General features: G+C 53.0%; 21 protein-coding genes. 7 read left to right on the top strand and 14 right to left on the bottom strand.

All coding sequences use genetic code 11. The annotated features are described in order from the left end of the window. Positions 1-83: 83 nt before the first annotated feature. The 10 genes from EH198_RS13375 to EH198_RS13420 form a co-directional block, all read right to left on the bottom strand. Positions 84-908, bottom strand: a complete 825-nt coding sequence (locus EH198_RS13375) for an aldo/keto reductase (protein ID WP_124696024.1) — start codon at positions 906-908, stop codon at positions 84-86. Between the two features lie 226 nt (positions 909-1,134). Next, positions 1,135-1,374: a YuzB family protein gene (locus tag EH198_RS13380; protein WP_124696025.1), complete on the bottom strand. Its 240-nt coding sequence runs from the start codon at positions 1,372-1,374 to the stop codon at positions 1,135-1,137. Positions 1,375-1,425: 51 nt separating this feature from the next. After that, on the bottom strand, positions 1,426-1,728 hold the full coding sequence (locus EH198_RS13385) for a HesB/IscA family protein (RefSeq protein WP_124696026.1): 303 nt from the start codon (positions 1,726-1,728) through the stop codon (positions 1,426-1,428). 92 nt (positions 1,729-1,820) lie between these two features. After that, on the bottom strand, positions 1,821-2,072 hold the full coding sequence (locus EH198_RS13390; RefSeq protein ID WP_124696027.1) for a hypothetical protein: 252 nt from the start codon (positions 2,070-2,072) through the stop codon (positions 1,821-1,823). Positions 2,073-2,209: 137 nt separating this feature from the next. After that, positions 2,210-3,412 carry a M14 family zinc carboxypeptidase gene (locus EH198_RS13395; RefSeq protein WP_124696028.1) on the bottom strand — a complete coding sequence of 401 codons (1,203 nt, stop codon included), beginning with the start codon at positions 3,410-3,412 and terminating at the stop codon, positions 2,210-2,212. Between the two features lie 281 nt (positions 3,413-3,693). Beyond that, positions 3,694-4,515: a glutamate racemase gene (gene racE / locus EH198_RS13400; RefSeq protein WP_124696070.1), complete on the bottom strand. Its 822-nt coding sequence runs from the start codon at positions 4,513-4,515 to the stop codon at positions 3,694-3,696. 354 nt (positions 4,516-4,869) lie between these two features. Next, positions 4,870-5,265 (bottom strand): YtxH domain-containing protein, encoded by a 396-nt coding sequence (locus EH198_RS24670; protein WP_185702877.1) that lies wholly within the window; start codon positions 5,263-5,265, stop codon positions 4,870-4,872. Positions 5,266-5,377: 112 nt separating this feature from the next. After that, positions 5,378-6,019, bottom strand: coding sequence for a helix-turn-helix transcriptional regulator (locus tag EH198_RS13410; protein ID WP_281278010.1), 642 nt, complete (start codon positions 6,017-6,019; stop codon positions 5,378-5,380). A gap of 53 nt (positions 6,020-6,072) precedes the next feature. Continuing rightward, positions 6,073-6,510 carry a DUF86 domain-containing protein gene (locus EH198_RS13415; protein ID WP_124696029.1) on the bottom strand — a complete coding sequence of 146 codons (438 nt, stop codon included), beginning with the start codon at positions 6,508-6,510 and terminating at the stop codon, positions 6,073-6,075. A 182-nt stretch (positions 6,511-6,692) separates the two neighbouring features. Then, positions 6,693-6,980 carry a Dabb family protein gene (locus EH198_RS13420; protein WP_124696030.1) on the bottom strand — a complete coding sequence of 96 codons (288 nt, stop codon included), beginning with the start codon at positions 6,978-6,980 and terminating at the stop codon, positions 6,693-6,695. 172 nt (positions 6,981-7,152) lie between these two features. On the opposite strand from EH198_RS13420, the gene EH198_RS13425 reads away from it, so the two are divergent. The 3 genes from EH198_RS13425 to EH198_RS13435 all read left to right on the top strand — a co-directional run bounded on the left by EH198_RS13425 (position 7,153) and on the right by EH198_RS13435 (position 8,970). Then, the gene (locus EH198_RS13425) at positions 7,153-7,746 is read left to right on the top strand and encodes a helix-turn-helix domain-containing protein (protein WP_124696031.1); all 594 of its coding nucleotides are present in this window, start codon (positions 7,153-7,155) and stop codon (positions 7,744-7,746) included. A gap of 81 nt (positions 7,747-7,827) precedes the next feature. Continuing rightward, the gene (locus EH198_RS13430; RefSeq protein WP_124696032.1) at positions 7,828-8,013 is read left to right on the top strand and encodes a hypothetical protein; all 186 of its coding nucleotides are present in this window, start codon (positions 7,828-7,830) and stop codon (positions 8,011-8,013) included. 150 nt (positions 8,014-8,163) lie between these two features. Then, a complete protein-coding gene (locus EH198_RS13435; protein WP_124696033.1) occupies positions 8,164-8,970 on the top strand; it encodes an MBL fold metallo-hydrolase in 807 nt (268 codons plus the stop codon). A 124-nt stretch (positions 8,971-9,094) separates the two neighbouring features. Here the strand turns inward: EH198_RS13435 and EH198_RS13440 are convergent, their stop codons facing one another. After that, on the bottom strand, positions 9,095-9,733 hold the full coding sequence (locus EH198_RS13440) for a class I SAM-dependent methyltransferase (RefSeq protein WP_124696034.1): 639 nt from the start codon (positions 9,731-9,733) through the stop codon (positions 9,095-9,097). Between the two features lie 225 nt (positions 9,734-9,958). On the opposite strand from EH198_RS13440, the gene EH198_RS13445 reads away from it, so the two are divergent. From EH198_RS13445 to EH198_RS13455, 3 genes are read left to right on the top strand one after another with little or no spacing between them, the layout of a single operon-like run. Next, positions 9,959-10,975 (top strand): CobW family GTP-binding protein, encoded by a 1,017-nt coding sequence (locus EH198_RS13445; RefSeq protein WP_124696035.1) that lies wholly within the window; start codon positions 9,959-9,961, stop codon positions 10,973-10,975. A 20-nt stretch (positions 10,976-10,995) separates the two neighbouring features. Next, positions 10,996-11,985, top strand: coding sequence for a permease (locus EH198_RS13450; RefSeq protein WP_124696036.1), 990 nt, complete (start codon positions 10,996-10,998; stop codon positions 11,983-11,985). 59 nt (positions 11,986-12,044) lie between these two features. Beyond that, positions 12,045-12,911 carry a TIGR03943 family putative permease subunit gene (locus EH198_RS13455; protein ID WP_124696037.1) on the top strand — a complete coding sequence of 289 codons (867 nt, stop codon included), beginning with the start codon at positions 12,045-12,047 and terminating at the stop codon, positions 12,909-12,911. Between the two features lie 85 nt (positions 12,912-12,996). Here EH198_RS13455 and EH198_RS13460 read toward each other — a convergent pair whose 3' ends face one another. Beyond that, complete coding sequence (locus tag EH198_RS13460; protein WP_185702878.1) at positions 12,997-16,488, bottom strand: PAS domain-containing hybrid sensor histidine kinase/response regulator; 3,492 nt, start codon at positions 16,486-16,488, stop codon at positions 12,997-12,999. A gap of 222 nt (positions 16,489-16,710) precedes the next feature. Further along, positions 16,711-18,636 (bottom strand): methyl-accepting chemotaxis protein, encoded by a 1,926-nt coding sequence (locus EH198_RS13465; protein WP_185702879.1) that lies wholly within the window; start codon positions 18,634-18,636, stop codon positions 16,711-16,713. Positions 18,637-18,919: 283 nt separating this feature from the next. Between EH198_RS13465 and EH198_RS25350 the strand changes: the two genes are divergently transcribed. Continuing rightward, complete coding sequence (locus EH198_RS25350) at positions 18,920-19,306, top strand: hypothetical protein (protein WP_185702880.1); 387 nt, start codon at positions 18,920-18,922, stop codon at positions 19,304-19,306. Between the two features lie 179 nt (positions 19,307-19,485). On the opposite strand, the gene EH198_RS13475 is transcribed toward EH198_RS25350, so the two are convergent. Continuing rightward, a complete protein-coding gene (locus EH198_RS13475; RefSeq protein WP_124696040.1) occupies positions 19,486-20,724 on the bottom strand; it encodes an ABC transporter permease subunit in 1,239 nt (412 codons plus the stop codon). Positions 20,725-20,732: the final 8 nt, after the last annotated feature.

The following is a 20,732-nucleotide window of genomic DNA, read 5'->3' on the forward strand; positions in this document are numbered from 1 at the left end:
GCGGTTTTCCCGCAGCCTGCCTGTTTCTTTTTGCAATAGTCCGTCGTTTCATATTCTCTCATGCCGTCCCAGCTGACGACTTCTCAGAACTCCAGCTCGTCCGGATGTCTGCCGATGCGTTCTCCGGTATCCAGAGTGTCGATGGCGTTCATTTCCTCCTGGGACAGGTTGAAATCGAAGATTTCGCTGTTCTCCTTAATACGGGAAGGCGTTATGGATTTCGGAATCGTGACGATGTCATGCTGCAGTTCCCAGCGGAGGATGACTTGGGAGACCGATTTACCATGCATGCGCGCGATGGATGTCAACGTTCCGTTATCCTGGAGCTTTCCCTTCATAAGCGGTGCCCAGGCTTGAATCTGGATATTGTTCAGCAAGCAGAAATCATGCAGCTGCCGCTGTCTCAGACGGGGATGCAGCTCTACCTGGTTTACTGCCGGAACGGTATTGCTGTCTTTCATCAGCGACTCCAGATGATGAATCTGGAAATTGCTGACGCCGATTGCACGGACGCTGCCTTCTTCGTGCAGACGCTCAAGCGCGCGCCACGTTTCCTTGTATTTGTTCACTCCCGGCCAATGAATCAGGTATAAATCGATCACATCAAGTCCCAGCGCCTCCCGGCTCTTCTCAAAAGCAGCCAGCGTCCGGTCATAGCCCTGATCGTCATTCCACACCTTCGTTGTGACGAACACATCTTCTCTCTTCAGACCGCTCGTCCGAATGGCCCGTCCCACTTCATGCTCGTTCCCGTACAAAGAGGCCGTATCAATGGCCCTGTAGCCCAGTTCAAGCGCGGCCGTAACCGCCTTTTCCACCGCATCGCCTTCCGCTTTATACGTTCCGAGGCCAAAGTATGGCATGGCAACGCCGTTGTTGAGCAAAGTGGTACCCGATAATTGCTTCATTCGTTTAACCCCTTTCTATGTACACGCTCGATTTCAATACAACAAGGCTATTATATCACGCTGTACTTTTCTATCAAAAACGTTCCTAGGTTGCAGGGCGCAGCTGTATTGCTGTACCGTTCCCGAAACAAAAAAGCCGTTTTCGCAGCTTAATCTGTGAAAACGGCCTTATCCATGCCGGCGTTCTTCAAAGTCCGTTGAAGCCCGCACCATCTATATAATAATTCTACTCTTTTACAACGGGCTGCTTAACGAAGGGCTCCGCTTTCTTCAATACCTCGTCTTCGGTCGGAGCGCTCACATAGCGGCCGTTAATATAAATGAACGCACGCTTGCCGCACGGACCGCAGTAGGACTTGCAGCCAATTTTGATCTCGGCGTCCGGCGCCATTTTGCGAAGCTTCGGAAGCACGCTCTTGATGCTCATATGATTGCATTTGTCGCAGATGCGTATATCGTTAGCCATTGCTGTTCCCTTCTTTGCGATCCGATCTGTCCAAGCCTGCCATGGGCCGGATTAATGGTCGCCGTGATTGCCCTGGGAAGGATTTGTAATGACAAAGCCTTCCTGCGGAAAATACAGATAATCAACCTTTACGCCGTCGAGCAGCGGTTGGCCTTTCTCCAGAATAACGTCGATGTCCTTATCCGTTGGAATAATCTCGTCATTCTCCTTAGGCGTGTCCAAATCAAGACCATAATGGGCATGATCGCCATGGGAGTGGGTAATCAGCACCCGCAGCTTCAAATCCTTGTTTTCTTCCAAATCCATCTGCTTCTTTATAACTTTAGCCGCGTTGCGGGTAATTTTGACTTTCATGATCCGTCCATCTCCTGACAACTGGATTTAAATACTCAGTAATCTATTTTAGGGAAAATAGCCGTATATTGCAACCGTCAAGCTTCAAATTTTTATCTTCCACGGTGCAGTGACGGGTATTTGCGATCCATTCTGGAAACGAACCAAGCCATCAGCAGCATCGATACGCCGATATCGTCAACCGGCATAAAGGGCATGACATCGGGGAGCACCCAGTAGAGCAGGGCCGGAATCGTGAACAACAGCTTGTCCCCCATTGCAACCTGAGGAGAGATTATATACTGCCAGGTGCCTCTCAGCACTTTGGACCAGCTTTTTAGCGACAGCAGCTTCTTCAGTTTCACCTGCGGCCTCCTTTCCGTAAAACCTTACTTCTTCTTTGATTATAAAAGGGTATGGCCGTTTAACAATTTTACGCGAAGTTACGGCAATACCCTCTACAATAGATTACGCAGCTTTCCTGAAAATGTTTCAATCTCTTTCACCCGGATAAAATGGACGCCAAAATGCGCCCCGTTTCCAAAGCCATATCCTCAAAATCTTCAAGCGGGAGCGGGTTTCTTCCCAGTCCCAGTTCCACTGTGAATCCCGGCTTCCGAAATTTCATAATGAACCAGTCCTTGAAACCGGCGTCACTCCCCGTCAACGCGACTGCCCGGTAGCCGCCGGCCTGCGCCAGACGTTCCGCGAGCTCCCGGCTCTCCGGCGGCTCATATCCGCGGTAGTTCCAGTAGATCTCCTGGCCCTGGCTGTGGAGCGATACCGCCGTATCCGCTGGGGATTTCTCGCACAGCGAGACGAGCGCCGCGGCCTCCGGCTCGCTCAGCGGCGAGGGGCCTCCATAGTCTCTTGGAGAAGGCCCGGTGATTCCCCGCCGTGACCGCTCCTCTTCCCAAAAGGCCGGGAACTGATCCCCCAGGTCGATGCCCCGGATGTTGGCTTTCCAGTGGCGGAAGCTGCGGCGCCCGCCGTTCCATTCCTCAAGTTCCCGGCGGTATGGATGCCCTGGGCCGGCTCCCTCCTGCACCAGTTCCACGCCATCGGGGTTCGCCATTGGAACGGCCCATACCGTCCAGTTGCTGAACCAGTCCGCCGGGCTGTGACCGTTCCATTTCCGGCCGTTCGCGTAGGCCTCGGCATACTGCTCCAGAAAGGACAGAAGACACGGCGAGGTCAACCATTCATTGGCATGGAGCGCTGCGTTCACATGCAGCCTTCGGCGGCCGCTGCCGATCCGCAGCAAATGAAGCGGTTGGCCAAGGACGCTTTCGCCTATTGTGTCAGCCCAAATAAACGGATATTTGGCCGACAGCAGGTTGATATCGGCGTTCAGTTCTCCAGGCCCATACTCCCCGCGCAGTTTCACGATCGCCGCGCCTTCGGACGGCGGGATAACCAGCGTTGTTCCGGGCGCGCAGAACCCGTCCGGAAATATTCCGGGGTTAAGCTTTATCAGCGATTCCATGCCGACTCCATATAAAGCCGCCACCTCCCGCGCAGATTCCCCTTCCTGCGCGACATGCCGTCTGCGCTGGACGGTAGGCAGAAACAGCACCTGTCCGGGGAAGAGATAAGGCTGGTCCGCCGCCCAGGGATTGCCCTGGATCACATGCCCCGGAGTAAGTCTGTGCGCGGCGGCAATCCGCGCCACGGTATCTCCTTTACGGACAATATATTGAAGCATACCCCTCATCCTCTCCGCTGCTTTTCTTATGATGGCTGTGACGATATGAAGAATTGGACGGCAAATCCGGCAAGAGTTCAATAGGAGTTCTCTTATTGTATGCGGATTCTCTTGTCCCAAATGCGCAAGATCCCAACGAAACGGAGCCTTGCACCCGAAGCTTATTCCAAATCCTTTGCGGCCCTCCACAATACCAAAAAAAGACCGGGCTTGGGCAGCCCGGCCGTTTCAAAAAGGAAAGTATATTAAAATTAATTCTGTCAGAGTTGTCCCGATTCCGCTCAAGCATCCGTAGGCTCAAGCGACGATACCTGCCAAACGACCGGAGTGCGCTTGATCTGCTCGCCAAGCCAGTCCATAGCGATTTTCTGGAATATGCCGGCGTCGCCGCTGCAGAAGAACTGATGCACGGGACTGGCGTCCCCGCTAGCCAGCTTTCCCTTATCGTACAAAATGGTGCTGATCTCGCGCGCCGTCTCGTCCGCTGAACTGATCAGCTTGACGCCGGGTCCCATCGCCCGGCCGATCGGTTCGACCAGAAACGGGTAATGCGTGCATCCGAGTATCAAGGTATCAATAGGTTCAAGCTTAATGCCGTTCAGCGAGTCCCGCACCGCCTGATCACATTCCTTCGAACGGAACATTCCCTGTTCGACCAGAGGGACAAGCGCCGGACATGCCTGGCTGACAACCTCAATGTAAGGTGACAACTGCTTCAGCGCCGAGGTGTATGCCCCGCTGCCGATCGTTCCCATGGTGCCGATAACGCCTACCCGGCCCGTCTTTGTCGCGCTGATGGCTGCCCTGGCCCCGGGATGAATAACACCGATGACCGGAATGTCCACTTTCGCCGATATATAATCGAGTGCTGCCGCGGTCGCCGTATTACAGGCGATTACGATCATTTTGGGATCAAATTGAATAAGGTAATCGACAATTTGCTCGGTAAACAATTTTACTTCCTCTGACGAACGGGGTCCGTACGGGGCGCGGGCGGTGTCTCCGAAATAAATGATTTTTTCCCGCGGGAGCTGCCGCATAACTTCCTTGGCAACCGTCAATCCTCCCACGCCTGAATCTAGTATTGCAATAGCTTGCTGCACGAACACACCGCTTCCTTCATCTTGTTTTGAGTAGCTTATGTAAGGCGGAAGCAAATTGTACCGGGCTTCCTGTCCCAATTGCAGATAATACTCCTTTTGGCTTCCCAGTTCAAGGGGAGAAACCGCGCCTTCCGCCAAAATCCTGCAAAGTCCAGCTTTGTCTTCAAGCATGCCAGGGGCGTTCATCGGGCCTTTCGAAAAAGATGAATGCCCTTGAAAAGCGCCTGTTCGCGGGGAGCGAAGCAGCGGCCTTTCAAGGGCATACCGTCCGGCTGTGGGAAGCGATTGCTAGAGACATTGAAGATGCAGCGGCTTCAAAAGCCCGGCCTTCACCGCCGCTCGGGGCCCAAAGCGCTAAGCCTGTTTCCCGGCCTCATTGCCCGCAAGATCTGCCGAGGACGCGGCGGCTTCATCGTCCGAAGACACGCTGGCAGATGCTTCGGTATCAGCAATGGAGCTGACCGTTGCCGCTTCGGTTTCATCCTCGGCTCCGGTGAACTGCTTGCTCCATTCGGATATCTCCTGAATCACCTGATCCACCGAATCCTTCGCTTTGCCGTACCATTCCGCGCCTTTATCCGTAGTCTGCTGGACAAGGTCGTGGGCTTTATCCAGCGTGGCCGAGGCTCCGTCCGAAATATCCTTGCGCAGCTCTTTTCCGGCTTTAGGAGCGAACAGCAGGGCGGTCACCGAACCGACCGCACCGCCGGCTACGATCCCCCAGAGCAGGCTTTTCGTGTTCTTCTTCATCTTTCATCTCTCCTTTACGGGCGAATGCCTAGATCCTGCTTTATCATAAGCAAAGAGAGTTTGTCCTGTGACTGGTGAAGAACTTTTTTTAAAAGATTAGCGTGAGATTCCCTTATGACGGGTTCTTCGGTTTGATCGAGTATTTGCAGCACTGTCCGCCATCGGCCATGCACTCGCTGCGCGAGACCGTCGCTCCCAGCAGCTCCTCGAATAAATGCTGCTCGCACTGGCAGGCTCTACTGTACTGAACTGCAACCTGACGGATGGGGCAGTTGTACTCCCTGAGCACATATGAACCGTCAGCCTCCCGGTCCCACTCTGCCATATACCCACCCGAGTTCTGGATGGCGGACAGCTCCGCCACTCGCTCTTCGAGGTTTCTGCGCTCCATCATGGGACTGTACTGCGCCAGCAGCCTGCGCCGCCGCCCTTCGAACAGGACGTTTACGGCCTCGGTTCCGCTGGTATGATCCAGTTCGCGCAGAAGCTCCAGCGCAAGATTATGATAATTTTTCGGAAAATGATCCTCGGCTCTTTCCGTCAGCGAATACATATGCATCGGTCGGCCCATGGCCTGACGAACAATCTTGTTTCTTGCCAGACCCTCTCTCTCAAGCTGAAGGACATGGCGTCTTACTCCCATTTCCGTAATGCCGAGTTCCTCGGCGAGCGCGCCGATGGTCAACGGTCCTTTCATCTTTAGGAGCGTCATAATGATTCGCCTGGTCGAACCGTTCTCCTGCCCTCTTTTCACCCTCGGACCTCCCTTCTGCTAAAGATTCTATCCGGGTTTCGGCGGGACTTAGCTCACCGGCTGGGAGCCCCTAGCTCTCGATTCAGATAACTTCCGACCTCGGAGGCGAAGCGCGTCAGCAGTTCCGGCAGCACTGCTGTCAGCGGATGCAGACGCCCCCGCTCCCAGGCATAATATTCCTGAACAAGCGGCCTCCGCAGCGACACCAGCTCGATCAGCCGGTCGTACATCTCTTGGTCGCGAAATACCGACTCCTCGTAAATGATAGTGACGATATCTTCGTAGCTGCCGGCGTCGCGCATAATAAAGCCGTCTATGAGACAGCTTCCGGCATCGGTAACGACTTCAATCGCGAGATGGAGGCAGCGTTCCTGCACCATTCCCCAGATTTTACCTCCGTCCCAGGAAGACGCCGCCATTCGCAGCCCGTCCGCAATATCGGGGATTTGCCGCAAAATGTGCTCAATTTGCTCTCGATTGACATAGTACATTCGGGGCTCTCCTTCCTATTTACGGCGTTTGCCGCGGCGCTTCAGCCAAAAAAGCATGATCAGACAAGCCGCAAAAAATACGACAAGATACGTTAACGCTTCCATCGGATATTCAAGCTCACGCATACCAGTCACCGCTTTCCGTCATGAGATGGCTGTGCCTACGGCGGGTGAAATCCCGTTTAGAGCTCGTAATCCACGGCCAATGAAAGCTCCTTGACCTCGTTGATATGAGTGATGACTTCCTTGTGCGCGGGATGTACTTGGTACTTCTCGAGATCCTCAAGATTGGCCACGGTCGCGGTCAGGGCAATATCGAACGAACGCTCGGTACGCAGGATGTCGGAACCGATCTCGAGCGAGAGCAGCTGCGGAATTTTCCCTTCCATGTTGCGCAATACGGCAACAGTCTTGGCCACGCTGTCTTCCGAACCGTCCTTTAGCTTAAAAAATACGATATGCTTTATCATTTCATTCGCTCCCTGTAATTGGATTGTAGCTGCTGCTTACAAGTTTATTAAAATATATCATACCCCCCCGTTTTCCGAAAGGAATCCGCGCCAGGATGTGAAGTGTAAGGAATATCCATTGCCTTCAAACGGACAAGTATTGTAGTATATCTTTAAAAAATCGGAGGATTGTATGCCTACAAATCAGTCAGAGCCTTATATGATACAGGCGTGGTCTCTGGTCAACCGCAAGTATTTGGGAAAGGGCGTCCGGATCAAAAGATTCCGCCGTCCCCAAAGAAGCCAGATCCGCAACCGCGTGCTGCTCGCCGTGCTGATGTCCCGGGATATCAAGCTGTCCCGTCTTGCAGAGGAACTCTCCGTATCTTCGCGGAGCGTCAGCGCCTGGGTATATGAAAGCCGCATTCCGTCCAAGACGAATATGGACAAAGCCTGCCGCTTTCTCGGTTACCCCCAGCATGTACTGTTTAACGAAGCTTTGCTTCGGCAGAGCCCGATCCTGTGCCAGCCGTCTTCTTCCCGCTTTATGAAACGAAGCGCGGCACAGCCGCATCGCAGCGACATTCTGACCGGACTATGCATGGTTCATGATCTTTCGGTGACCGATGCCGCCCGCTGGATCGGGGTTCATCCCGGCACCTTCCGCAAATGGATGCACCAGAGCTTGCTTCCGGCTCCATCCCTGCAGGAAAAAGCGGAAGCGTTTTTCCGGATACCTCGCGCCATTTTATTTGCCGACTGCGTTCCTGCCAAGAAACATAATTAATTTTTAATTCCGCTGTTAAATTCCGGTGCCACCCGGTTAATTAAGATCATACCCTATTCTTTAGCAGGGCGGTGGATCGGAATGAGAACAAGCAGAACTTTGAGAATGTCTCTCGGGTATATGGCAGGAACGGCGCTGGGTCACAGTCTTGGCGTATTATTCAGCTGGCAGGACCCGGTTTCTTTGGAATTCGCGATGTTCGGCGCACTCTTGGGAATCCTCTGCGGAGCCGTGGTCCCCGCACAGATGAATAAGGACAATACATAATAAGCCAGACCGATTCCTTTGCCAAGGACGGTCTGTTTTCTTTTTGAGGCAGCTGCTTTTGAAATCCAGGGTTAATCTTTCTTCCTGTGGTAAAAGATAAGCGGAAGCTCATCATACCAAATGAGAATCACAGGAGGTAGGAGGTAAGTCATGGAATCGGGTAGTATGCTGAAAACGGGCTTAACGGATTCGTGGGAAGTCGCTTCCGGCATCGTCGGACTCAGGACGCTGTTTGTCAACGTCGCCTTCCTTGGACGGACAGGAGGCGATTGGATTCTGGTGGACGCGGGGCTCGGGATGTTCGCCGGCAGCATCCGCAAGCTGGCACAGAAACGGTTCGGCCGTCCGCCGGCGGCGATTATCCTGACACATGGCCATTTCGACCATGTCGGCACGATAGGCGAACTGATCGAAGAATGGAGCGTCCCCGTATACGCTCATTTGCTGGAGCTCCCCTATTTGACCGGCAAGCAGGATTATCCTCCGGGCGATCCTTCCGTAGACGGGGGGATGATGGCGGAAATATCCCCTCTCTATCCGCACCGCGGAATGGATCTGGGCGGCGCTGTAGCCGCGCTGCCGGAGGACGGCAGCGTGCCGGGAGCCGAGGGCTGGCGCTGGGTGCATACGCCCGGCCACAGCCCGGGGCATATTTCTCTGTTTCGGGACGCCGATAAGGCACTGATTGCCGGGGACGCCTTTATCACCGTGAAGCAGGAATCCGCGCTCTCGGTTGTCCGGCAGGATAAGGAAATTCATGGACCGCCGACCTATTTTACACCTGATTGGGCGGCTGCCGAGAAGTCGGTCGTTAGACTGGCCGGTTTGAAGCCGCAGTTTGCACTCACCGGCCACGGCTTGCCGGTGAGCGGCGCGGAGCTGTCCGCCCGGCTTGAGTATTTGGCGGTCCATTTTAAAGAAATGGCTGTTCCGGATCATGGGAAATATTTGAGGTAACAGTATCGGACCAGGAACAAGACCGTACGGCGGACAGATGGATGGTCGTCCGATCCGGCGCGGTCTTTTTGGGCTGGGAGACAATGGCCCGGAAGGCTGGCCGCAAGGGCTCCGGCGGCTCCTTCTAGCCTTTTTTCCTCGCGAACATCGTTCTCAGAATATAGTCATGCTTGCCTTCAGCCGCACCGTTCAGACTCTCGTGCAAGGTGCCGGTTTCCAAAATATCCGTTCCGGAGAAATGGGCCGCCCAATCTTTTTCGCTGAAAAAATGTGCGTACTTCCCCTCTTTATACCGGTAAGTTCCGGGTTCAAGACTCTCCCCGCGCCCATTGCATGGGTCCTCGTCGGAGAAACCGGTGAAATACAAAAATCCTCCCGGCCGAAGGCGGTTCAGACAGGCCGCCACCAGCTTCCGGCGCTCCGGCTCCAGAAATAAGTGCAGCAAATCATAGCAGTATACCGCGTCGCAGAATTCGTCTGGCTCCCGGTCATCCAGCGCGGAGCCGCACCGGATCTCGCTGTCCGGGTCCCACTCACTCGCCAGCTTCACGGCGGTTTCGCTAAGTTCGACTCCCTCCACGATGAACTCCCGTGAAAAAGCCTTTGTATTGCGCCCGTAACCGGCCCCGGGAACAAATACCGTTCGTACGTTATGCGGCAGAAACAGCTCTCTTGCCTTCCAGGCGGTTGGGCTGGGCTCCGTACCCCAAATCATGCCTTCGCTGCCGAATCTTCGTTCCCAATATTGTTCGTAAGTCCGCATACAGCCTCCCGTTGATTTTTTCGCATCCCTATGCTCAATTATTTCGCCCCTTCGGCTTCCAAATCCTCCCTTTGAAGGAAGAGTTTAAGCTTATGCAGTGCATGAAAAAAGGCCGTTCTCCCTCCGCGGTTTACAACAAAATCGGTCTTTATAGAGTGCTGGACACGTATAGATAGAATCGGGAATATATCATCTTTACGAAGAATTGAAGGAGCGGAAGGAAGTATGAGAATACCGGTTATTGTCCTGGGCGGATTTTTGGGAAGCGGAAAAACGACCCTGCTGCTGTCTCTGCTGAAAGAGAGCTATGCGCGAGGTCTGCAGCCGGGCGTTCTGATGAATGAGCTAGGCAAACAGGATGTGGACGGCTATATTCTGGAGGAGCAGACCGGCGCGGCGGTTGAGAAGCTGCTGGACGGCTGCGTATGCTGCAGCCGCAAGGAAGAGCTCGGGGCTAATCTTGAGCTGCTGATCAAACGGCGCCCCGACGTTATTTATATAGAGCTTACCGGCGTGGCGGACCCCGTTGAAATTGCGCAGGCGCTTCGGGAACCCTGCTGGGAAAGCAGGCTGTCGGTGCATTCTTTGGTAACGATGGTCGATGCCGAAAATGTGCTGGACTACAACAGCCGGCTGTCCGCCGACAAGCAGCTCGTCCGGACTTTGCGCAGCCAACTGGCTGCCGCGAATCTCATTATCGTGAACAAAAGCGACCTCGTAGAGCAGGAAACGCTCTGGAAAATTGAAAAGCTGATCCGCAAGCGAAACGCCGCAGCGGACATCGAATTCACCATATTTAGCCGGATTGGGCTGAACCCGCTGCTGGATGGAATAGCTCCAAGGGAGAAGCAGCCCCTGCCGAAGCGGGCGCCGGCGGAATTCAAGGGAAGCTTGCTTAAAAAAGCGGCTGCGGAACAAAAAAAAGCCGAACCGGGCCCGGCGCCAGCCCAGCACAGCGATTCATTTTCGCAGGTTGGCGCAGTTACGCTGGCTTTTCCGCAGGGGAAGGCGCTGCCCAAGGCGGTGCTGGAAAGCTTTTTCCGGGAATGGGCGGACAGGCTGCTGCGCGCCAAAGGGCATGTCCGGCTTCCGGGCGGGGAGCCGGTGCAGCTTGTTCAGCATGCAGGCTCCCGGACAACGTGGGAAAATTCCAGTTATCCGGGTACACCTTATCTCGTATTTATCGGCATGAACATCGACAGGGAACAGCTGGCTGAGCGTTGGTCCGCCCTGTTCCGCTGAGCAAAGGAGGAAGCCGCCGCATGGCCGCCTTTTCGCCGATCAAAATGCTGCCGCTGCTTCTTCCCGCGGCTTTTCTGATCATTCCCGTCGTCCTGTGGCTGCCCTATCACCTTGAGCTGCTGGACAATGCTTATCTGTATACGTTTAAAACGGGTTTTATCGGCATTTTGCTGGAGGCCCTGCCTTTCGTGCTGGCCGGCGCGCTGCTCTCCTCGCTGATCGGCGTATTCGTGCCGGATGAAGCGATTACGCGCTGGATTCCGCGGCGAGTGTTTCCGGCCTTGCTGTTCGCCTGTCTGCTGGGCGTGATCTTCCCCATCTGCGAATGCGGAATGATTCCGCTCGTCCGGCGGCTGATGCGCAAGGGCATGCCGCTGCATGTCGGGGTCGCGTTCATTCTGTCCGGCCCTATTCTGAATCCGATCGTCTTCACCGCCACACTGACCGCCTTCCGCAGTCATCCGAGCCTGGCTTACGCGCGCATGGGGCTTGCCTTCGCCGTGGCTTTCATTATAGGACTTATCCTATATATTACTGTCAAAAGTTCGCCGCTCCGGCTTTCGATTCCGCGCGGCGGCGAGGCTGAGCATCACGACGGCATGAGGGGGGGCAAGCTGGCGGCTGTGTTCACACATGCTGCGGATGATTTTTTTGAAATGGGAAAATACCTGATATTCGGCTGTCTGCTCACCTCCCTGATCCAGACGTTCGTTGTCCAGAGCAGTCTTGCTTCCATCGGCGCCAGACCGCTTGGCTCCTATCTGTTTATGATGGGTTTTGCTTTTATTTTGTCGCTCTGCTCCACCTCCGACGCCTTCGTAGGGGCGGCTTTCCTGCATTCCTTCCCATCCGGATCGCTGCTCGCCTTTATGGTGCTGGGGCCGATGCTCGATTTCAAAAATGCCATGATGCTGCTGTCGCTATTCAAGACCCGTTTTGCATTCTATTTGTTCTTTCTGATCGCTTCCATTGTGTTTACCGGCGCGATCCTGCTATCCGGGTGGCTGTGACGGCCCCATTACCATGATCCGGCCAGTTTTTGCGATGTATTTTTTGGGGAGGAAATCTCATGAATAACTACGGCAGCATCCAACGCCACTACGTATTCCGGGCAGCCGTTCTGCTGACATTCGCCGTCTATATCGAACACCTGTCGCGGCAAGATGCGCTCCACTATTATGTCACTCCGGGGCTGGCGTTCTGGGTCAAGCTCTGTCCGATCCCGCTCTCCTTCATGGCGCTCGGGCTGGCGGCTCAGGCCTTGTTTGGCAGGGGAAGCGCCATATGCGATTGCGGCCACCAGCTTCCGAGGTCAAGGGCCCGCAGCGCCGCGATTTACGGCACCTTTCTGTTCCCTTTGCTGCTCGGGTTCGCTTTGCCGGACCGCGCGCTTGGAAGCGCCGCCGCGGCCAACAAGGGAGTTTCGTTAACCTTTTCAACAGACCGCCCCAAAGAAGCCGCCAAGTTTCAGACCGACGATCCGTTCGCGGCGGAGTTCTCCGCCTTGGCCAGGAAGCTGTACACTCAGCCGGTCATTCCCGTATATCCGCAAATCTTCTCGGAAACGTTGGGGGCGCTTGATATGTATAAACATGATTTCAAGGATAAGGAAATTGTGGTCAGCGGCTTTTTGTATCGTGAGGATTCCGCCTCCTCGGGCGGCCGCTTTGTGGTAAGCCGCTTTCTGGTGCAGTGCTGCACCGCGGATGCAACGCCGCTGGGTATCCTCGTAAACGCCGAACGGCAAAAAAGCCTGCCCGCGGATACCTGGATCAAGATTCGGGGCAAGCTTCAAGTTGTAGTCTATAAGGGAAAGGAAACGCTGCAGATCGACGCCGAATCTGTAACGCCGCTTAACCAGCCTTCCACTCCGTACGTATATACCAGCTCCGATTCCGTAGAAGAATGGAACGAGCTGCAGACTGCCGCTAAATGACGGCATTTTGATCGTCGACCGAGGCCGCCGTCCCTGGCACGGATCGCTGTCATCGATCCATGATCCGGGATGATGATCATCGGTCTCAATCACTCTCTTTCGAAATCGCTTTGCCGGTCAGGGCGTTCCCTGCCCCCCACTGCTTCAGCACCCTGTCCAGATCATCGCCGTGGATGGGCTTGGAAATGAAATCCTGCATTCCCGCATTGATGCACATCTCCCTGTCTTCTTTTCTTGCAAAAGCCGTTACCGCAACAATGACCGGATGGGAGCCGTGCTTCTCCCTGATCAGAGCGGTCGCCTCAAGTCCGTCCATGACCGGCATTTGAATATCCATAAAGACCAAATCGTAGTCCTTTGAGCCGACGGCTCGCACAGCCTGTTCTCCATTCTCCACAATATCCGCCTGATATCCCCGTTTCCGCAAATAAGTTCTGAGCAAATGCCGGTTGACCGGATGATCCTCGGAGATCAGGATGGACAGCGGACCATACAGGCCTTCCGCAGCCAATTTTACGGCAATCCGTTTGTTCTTCTTATCCTCAGCCGCCTTCGTTCCGGATGCCGGGGCTCCGCCCGGAAGGGAGGCTTCTACTGTAAAATAAAATGAAGAACCTTCGCCTTCCCGGCTGTCCACTCCGATCGTACCGCCGAGAAGCTCGACCAGCTTTTTACTGATCGCAAGCCCAAGGCCCGTTCCACCATATTTCCGGTTAATGGACGGATGGAGCTGCGTAAAGGATTGAAAGAGCTGTCCATGCCTGTTCTCTGGAATGCCGATACCAGTGTCCGTTACCGTGAACTGTACGATGATTCGTGAATAATCCCGGACCGCGGCCAGCTTCGCTTCAATGTCAATACTGCCGCTATCCGTGAACTTAACAGCGTTGCCAACCAGATTGACGAGAATTTGCCGCAGTCTGGCCTCGTCGGTGATCAGCGTATTCGGAAGAGCCGGATCAATGTCATAGCTGAGATTCAGCTTCTTATCCGTTACCTTAGGATAGAACAGATCCCTCACGCCCTGGAGCACGCTTCGCAAGTCCACTTCCTTCAGTTCGAGCGTCATCATGCCCGCTTCAATTTTGCTGAAATCCAGTACTTCATTTAAAATATGCAGCAGCGATTCGCCGCTCTGGCTGATGATCTCGGCATATCCGCGCTGTTCCTCATCCAGTTCCGTATCCTTGAGGAGATCCGTCATCCCGATGATGCCGTTCATCGGCGTGCGCAGCTCATGGCTCATAATCGCCAGAAACTCCGATTTGGCACGGTCCGCCTGCTCGGCGGACTCTTTGGCCCGTCTGATCTCCTTCTCTTCCGTAATGTCCCGGAATACGACGACGGTTCCTTTTCTTATGCCATTGTCATACAGCGGAGTCATACGGTATTTGACGAGAAAGCTTGAGCCGTCCTGCCGCCAGAAGACGCCTTCCCGCTCATCGTACATCCCGCTTTCCGAAAAGGTCCGAATCAGGCTCGTTTGCTCGCCCGCATATTCTCCGCTCAGCTGCGTCAGCTGAATGGAGCCTCCGTGGCTGCGCCCCGTCCATTCTCCGGGTCCGTACCCCAGCATACTGGCTGCAGCGGGATTGATGAACATCGTCCGCCCTTCCGTATCGATGCCGAATATTCCTTCGGATACCGAATTCAAGATCAGCGCATGCTCATAGCTCAGCTTCTCGATCTGCCGAAGATGGCGTTTATGTTCCGTAATGTCGCTTGTAATGCTGAACACGCCCACAACCTCGCCGTCCACCAGTATGGGCACCAAAATAACGCTGGCTTCCACGATATGCCCATCCCGGTGAACGATTCGGCTCTCAAATGTCTGGGCAATGCCCCCCGCGGCGCGGCGGAAACGTTCGCTCACATGTTCCAGTTCATCCGTATCGATTACTTCCGTGAAGAAGGACATCAGGAGATCGGAGTAGCTGTAGCCGGTCAAATATTCCATGCTGGAATTCACGGACAAGGTCCGGCCGAGCAGGTCCATCGCACTGATAGCGGAAGGATTGTATTCGAACAAGGATTTATAACGGTTCTGGCTCTCTTCAAGCCTCATTTCATACTGCTTGCGCTCCCGGGCGTCCCGTGAAACCGCAATAATCTCATAGTCCTGCCTCTCTTCCGAATAGACATGGCGGATCGTCGTCTCGGTCCACATATAGGTTCCGTCCTTGCATAAAAAGCGGAACAGAATCGGAAGATTCTCTTTACCCTCGATGCATTCCTCCAAATAATGCTTCACCTTGTCCACATCATCCGGATGGATATAATCGATCCCCCGGGTCCCTGTCATCTCTTCCGGCGTATAGCCGTACATCGGCAGGCAGATCGACGAAGCGTACAGATAAGTCGCATATCCGTCAACCGCGTTGCGCGATATGAAATCCAGTGAATTCTCCGAGATCAGACGGTAGTTCCGCTCGCTTATCCGCAGCTTCTCTTCCATCTGGTGGTGCTCGGTGACATCCTGCATAATACCGCTGACAGAAAGCATTCTACCGTTTTCATCCTTTACCGCTTCCCAGTGACAGTCAATGTATTTCAGGCTATCGCCGTTTATAATGCGGATAACCATCTGGCCGCTTATTCCATCCTCTACCGACTGGCACAACACTTCCAGGAACCTTTCGCGATCGCCCGGCTCCATACGGGACAGGAACAAATCCGGATCGCTGCTTCCGTGTCCGAGGGAGCCTCCTTCCTCTTCGTCTATCCAAAATATATGCCGCAGCTCTTTTGATACCGTCAAACGGCCCGTACCCGCATCACATTCCCAAGAGCCCATGCGGGCCAAATGCTGCGCTTTCGCGAGCATGTCCTCATGCTTCTTGCGCTCCGAGACATCGCGGGCGATGGTCATGATCTGCTGCATATCACCCTCTTCGTCCCGCATCACCTTGCAGCTGCTCTCAATCCATAAATAGCGGCCGTCCTTGTGGCGGACCCTGCGGGTGAAGACCTTGCCGAACGAGTTATACTCACCGTACTGTGTTACATCCAGCGCATCGTCTGTGTGGTAGAAAAGAGGCCGCTTCTTTCCGATAACTTCATCCACTGAGTAACCGAGAAGCTGCTCGACGGAAGGGGAAACATGAAGCAGCGTGCCGTCCGGCTTGCTTAAGGAAATCATGTCGGGGCTGTTCTCAGTGATCAGTCTATATAAATGCTCGCGTTCCCGCAGCTTCTCTTCGGCCAGCTTGCGGTTCGTAATATCGGTCATTTCGACAACCAGGCAAGAAGGGTCGCCGTCCGGCTGTTCCCGGATCAAGAATAAATGAAGCTGTGTCCACAGCAGCCCGCCGTCTTTGCGGATGAACCGCTTTTCTTTGCTGCATTCCTCCCCTGGGAGCGACAGCAAAAAGGTAACAATGGAAGAGGGATCGGATGTGTACTCTCCACCCGGCATCATACGATCCCCATAACGAAGGCCCGTCAGTTCATCCTCGGTATACCCGAACATGCGGCAAAGAGCCGGATTACAACGTATCATCGCCCCTTCTTGCAACAAAACCACGGCTATTCCGCTGGATGAGCGAAGATAAATCTGTTCAAATATGATATCTGACACAAAGGAGCCCTCCTCTGCAAGCATGCGGCGGTATATTGAAATACTACCTTAAGTATACCGGGTTTCGACAAAATAATCTAAGAACTTTCCACAAAAAGGAACAGGGGAGCGCTCAACTTCGAATATTAACAAAAACAAGCCTCCGGGGAAGAACTCTTCCCCGGAGGCCCGTATGAAGGACATCGTTTTGTCTCAGCTGAGAGCGACAATGATCGCCGTGATTTATAACTTGAATCTATCGACGAGATCACTCATTTCCCCCGCCATCCGGGATAAATCAGCCGATGACGATGATATTTCTTCCATGGATGCCAGTTGTTCCTGGGCCGCAGCAGAAATACTCTCCGTTTCGGCCGCGCTCGACCGGGCAACGTCCGCAATGGCTTCAATCGCCTCGTTCATTTCCGCCGCTCCCTCGGAAATTTGCAGTGCGGCCGAGGAGACTTCGCCGATTTGACCGTTAACCTCGCCGATAAACCGTTCAATCTGTGAGAACAGGCTGCCGGCCGTTTCCACGGTGAGCATCCCGCCTTTTACCTCGCTCGTTGAGGCTTCCATGGATGCTTCGACGTTGACGATTTCATCCCTTATGCTGTGAACCAGTTCGGAAATTTCCTGCGACGAGCGCGAGGACCGGTCCGACAGCTTCTTCACTTCTTCGGCCACTACCGCAAATCCCCGTCCATGCTCCCCCGCTCTCGCCGCTTCGATGGAAGCGTTCAGCGAAAGCATTCCCGTCTGCCGGGAAAATTTGTTGATTGCATCCGTCACTTCGCCGATCTTCTCTGAAGTCATGGATAATACATGAATAAGCCGCGCCAGATGTTCCACTGAATGGTCGATGGAATTCATCTGCTCGGCGGCGCTTCCGATGGCGACAGCCCCTTCCGCCGACAGAGAAGACGTCTTGCTTGACGAGTCCGCGACCGATTGGGCGGCGGCGGCGATTTCCTGGATTCGTGCGGTCATTTCATAGACGGTCCGGGCCCCTTTCTCCACCGTGGCGGCCTGATGCTCAGCTCCATCCGACATTTTCTCCGTCGCGCCGGCAATGTGCTCGGTAGCCTTGACGGTCTGCTCCGAGCTAACCGCGAGTTGCTCCGCCGAAGCGGCCAATTGATTGGACAGCTCGCTCACATCGCTCAGGACCCCACGTAGCGATTCGGTCATCCGGTTAAAGGTCGCTCCAAGCTGCCCCAGCTCATCCTTGGTCTCCACCTGTACGTGTACAGTCAAATCTCCCTCGGCAAGCTTCTCGGACGCCCCCGTAAGCAGGCGGAGCGGAGAAGTGATTGAGCGGATAATTAACAGAATAACGGCTAAACCCACTGCCATAGCGGCGATTAGAACAACAAGCGTCGTGCGGAAAATCGGCGCCGCCTCTTCCTTCACTTCGTCGACGTACCAAGTGCCGGCTAATTTCCATCCGGTCAGCGCATTGGTGACAAACACCATTTTTTTGGACTTCCCGTCCCTTTCGTTCACATATTCCCGCTCGCCCGAAGCGGATTTAAACATCGGATCGATAATCCCCAATTTAGCCGTATCCCCGATGTTTACGCCCGGAGCCACCAAATATTTCTTTTGGTTGTCGATCATGATGACATAACCCTGTCTGCCGATCTTCACTCCCCTTGCCGACTCACTCAGCTCGGCAAGGCTTAAATTGGCCCCGACGATTCCATGTCCGTCCTTCGTCGCCTTGGCTATGGTCACCACCGTACTGTTCGTTGACGCGGATATGTAAGTGTCCGTGATAATCGCCCGGTCTTTATTCTCCATAGCCTTGATGTATTGAGGTCTTGTCCGTGGATCAAACCCTTTGGGAAGGTTCAATTTTGTTGCGCTAAGTATTTCCCCTTGATTATTTGAAGCAAATACCGTTTCCAGATCGGGATGGAGCGCTTTGAAGCCGACAAGCAGCGCTTTTAATTCGGCATTTTCAGCGCCCGATTCCGAAATCAGGTTATCGACCGGCACCTGCTGGGACAAAAAATCAATGGCATTCATTTTTTCGCGTATGTACTTGTCAATCATTTGATTCAGCAGATTCACGTTGGAGGATGCGGAGCTTCTCATCTCCTCATCTACTTTGTTTCTGGCGGTAACATAAGCGGCGCTGCCAATCGCCAGACTGGGCAGAAGCAAGATGCATAAAAAAGACAAAATCAGCTTGCTTTTGACCGAATGAAAATTCAACTTCCTACTTCGAACTTTTTTCAAAAAACCCATCCTCTCTGTTTTTAAAGGCAATAAACCCCATTTTCGGTTTGATTTTATACAAACACTAGAATATATATCGGCAGGACTTTTCCGGAAAACAAGATAAATGTCGAAACTTTAGCTTGCATGTCCATTTTCTATTTCTGTATCCCAGTAACATTTTCCGGAATGGGCGAATATCATAACGCTGTAAAGGAGGTTAGGCGAAATGAACAATCCAACATATCCTAATCAATGTCAATGTAAGGCAGCTTACCCTATGGGGGGCGATGTAAAATTACTAAGTCAAAGGTATATGAGCTACCATGTCATCGCACACACGAAAGACGGGGCACAGTTTGATGGAATTATCGAAGGTATGGACGAGAATGGCGTCACTATGTTAGTTCCTGAAGAGGTTGATGGTGAAGAACGGGAAAATGATAATACCAACAGACAATTGGGCTATGGTCAAAGGAGATTTCGCCGGTTTCGCCGGCGCCAGTTCCCATTTTTTTATTTCGCATTTCCATTTTTCGCACCTTATCCATATTACTATCCATACTCCCCATACTCCCCATACTCCCCTGGGTATGGATACGGTGGAGGATATTAATAAGTAATCTCTTCCGCCCATGTCATGGGATTATCTTGAAACATCGAACACTCCCACCATCTGTAGAGGTGTTGGGAGTGTTCATTTTTATGGACATACGGGATATAGGCTGATGGGTCATTTCGGAGATTCCATCGTATCCTTAATCCCGTTCAATAATTGTGGAAGGAATTCATCAGTCAAACAACCTGATGCTTTTTAAATGCTCGATATGAAAGAGGCAATAGCAGCGCTATAACAATTATTGAAAATCCCGCCATGGCCTTGTACTCCGGAATCAACTGTCCAAGAATATGGAACACTTCGTAACCGGTTACCTTTTCAAAACTGTCGATCATATTTCCCGGCAGCAAATCCATCATGTGATTAAACAATCGGCTGCTTTTACTGGCCGGAAAAAACAGAGGGCCGATAAGGAACAGGACGATTGCAATGATAACGGGAAATGGACTCCTCATCCGGCTGGACAGCCACAGCGTCACCGCTCCCACAAGCAGACAGGCCAGGCCACCAATGAAAACCGACCACAAATATGTTTGAAGAACCGTGTAGGGAACAGGAGCCAAAAGATCAATCATTTGCACACTGGCACTCCCGCCATCAAATCCAAATATCACGAGCATCAGAAGCGTATAGGTCGAAAGTGATAGGATGAGCAGTCCCATAGAAACGATGAAACTTGCTTTCAATTTAGCGGCGATGAGTTTATTGCGACCATAGCGGGAAGATAGGATGATAGAGTCAGCTCCACTCTGGTATTCACCGGCAAACACGGGAGCAAGGCAGATCGCGATCACAAAAGCGCTGATTAAAAAGACAAACTGTAGATTCTCAAACACATTTTCCCAACCGGTAACATAGTCCATTTGGAAAGGAACCGGGATGCTCTCATTCATCTTTATAAAAAAGACTTTGTCCTTATCCGAATAATTGCCGTAGGAGTAATCATAATTCAAATAACCGTTAACCTTCTCCATCCGTTTCTGATAAAACGTTTTTGCGTCATTGGGCTTCAATTTGTCGATAATAAAATAATTGTACTCCCTCACGGGAGAAAAAGCTGAACGAATCAAACCCGTTATTTGGTAATCCTTTACTATATATTTTGCATAGGGCTCATTGGTAATCTCTCCTTTTTCATTCAAATTTTTTGGATCACGCATCACTTTTTGGTATCTTTTGACCGCATCTGTTACTTTTTCCGCGGTTAGAGGACCGGCAAGACGACGGTCGTATTCCATACGCAGAGGGATGGCCGCCAGTCCTTTCAATTCCTTACCGTCCTTACCCGTTATATCCGCACCCGTAACCAATACACTTGTCGCGAATATGACCATTACTCCCAAAATTATAATCCCTGCATAAAATGATCTCCGGCGCATGATCTTGCGCAGCTCAAACCGGGTTAAAGTATCCATCGGACAAG

Source organism: Paenibacillus rhizophilus (assembly GCF_003854965.1).
Lineage (GTDB): Bacteria > Bacillota > Bacilli > Paenibacillales > Paenibacillaceae > Paenibacillus_AQ > Paenibacillus_AQ rhizophilus.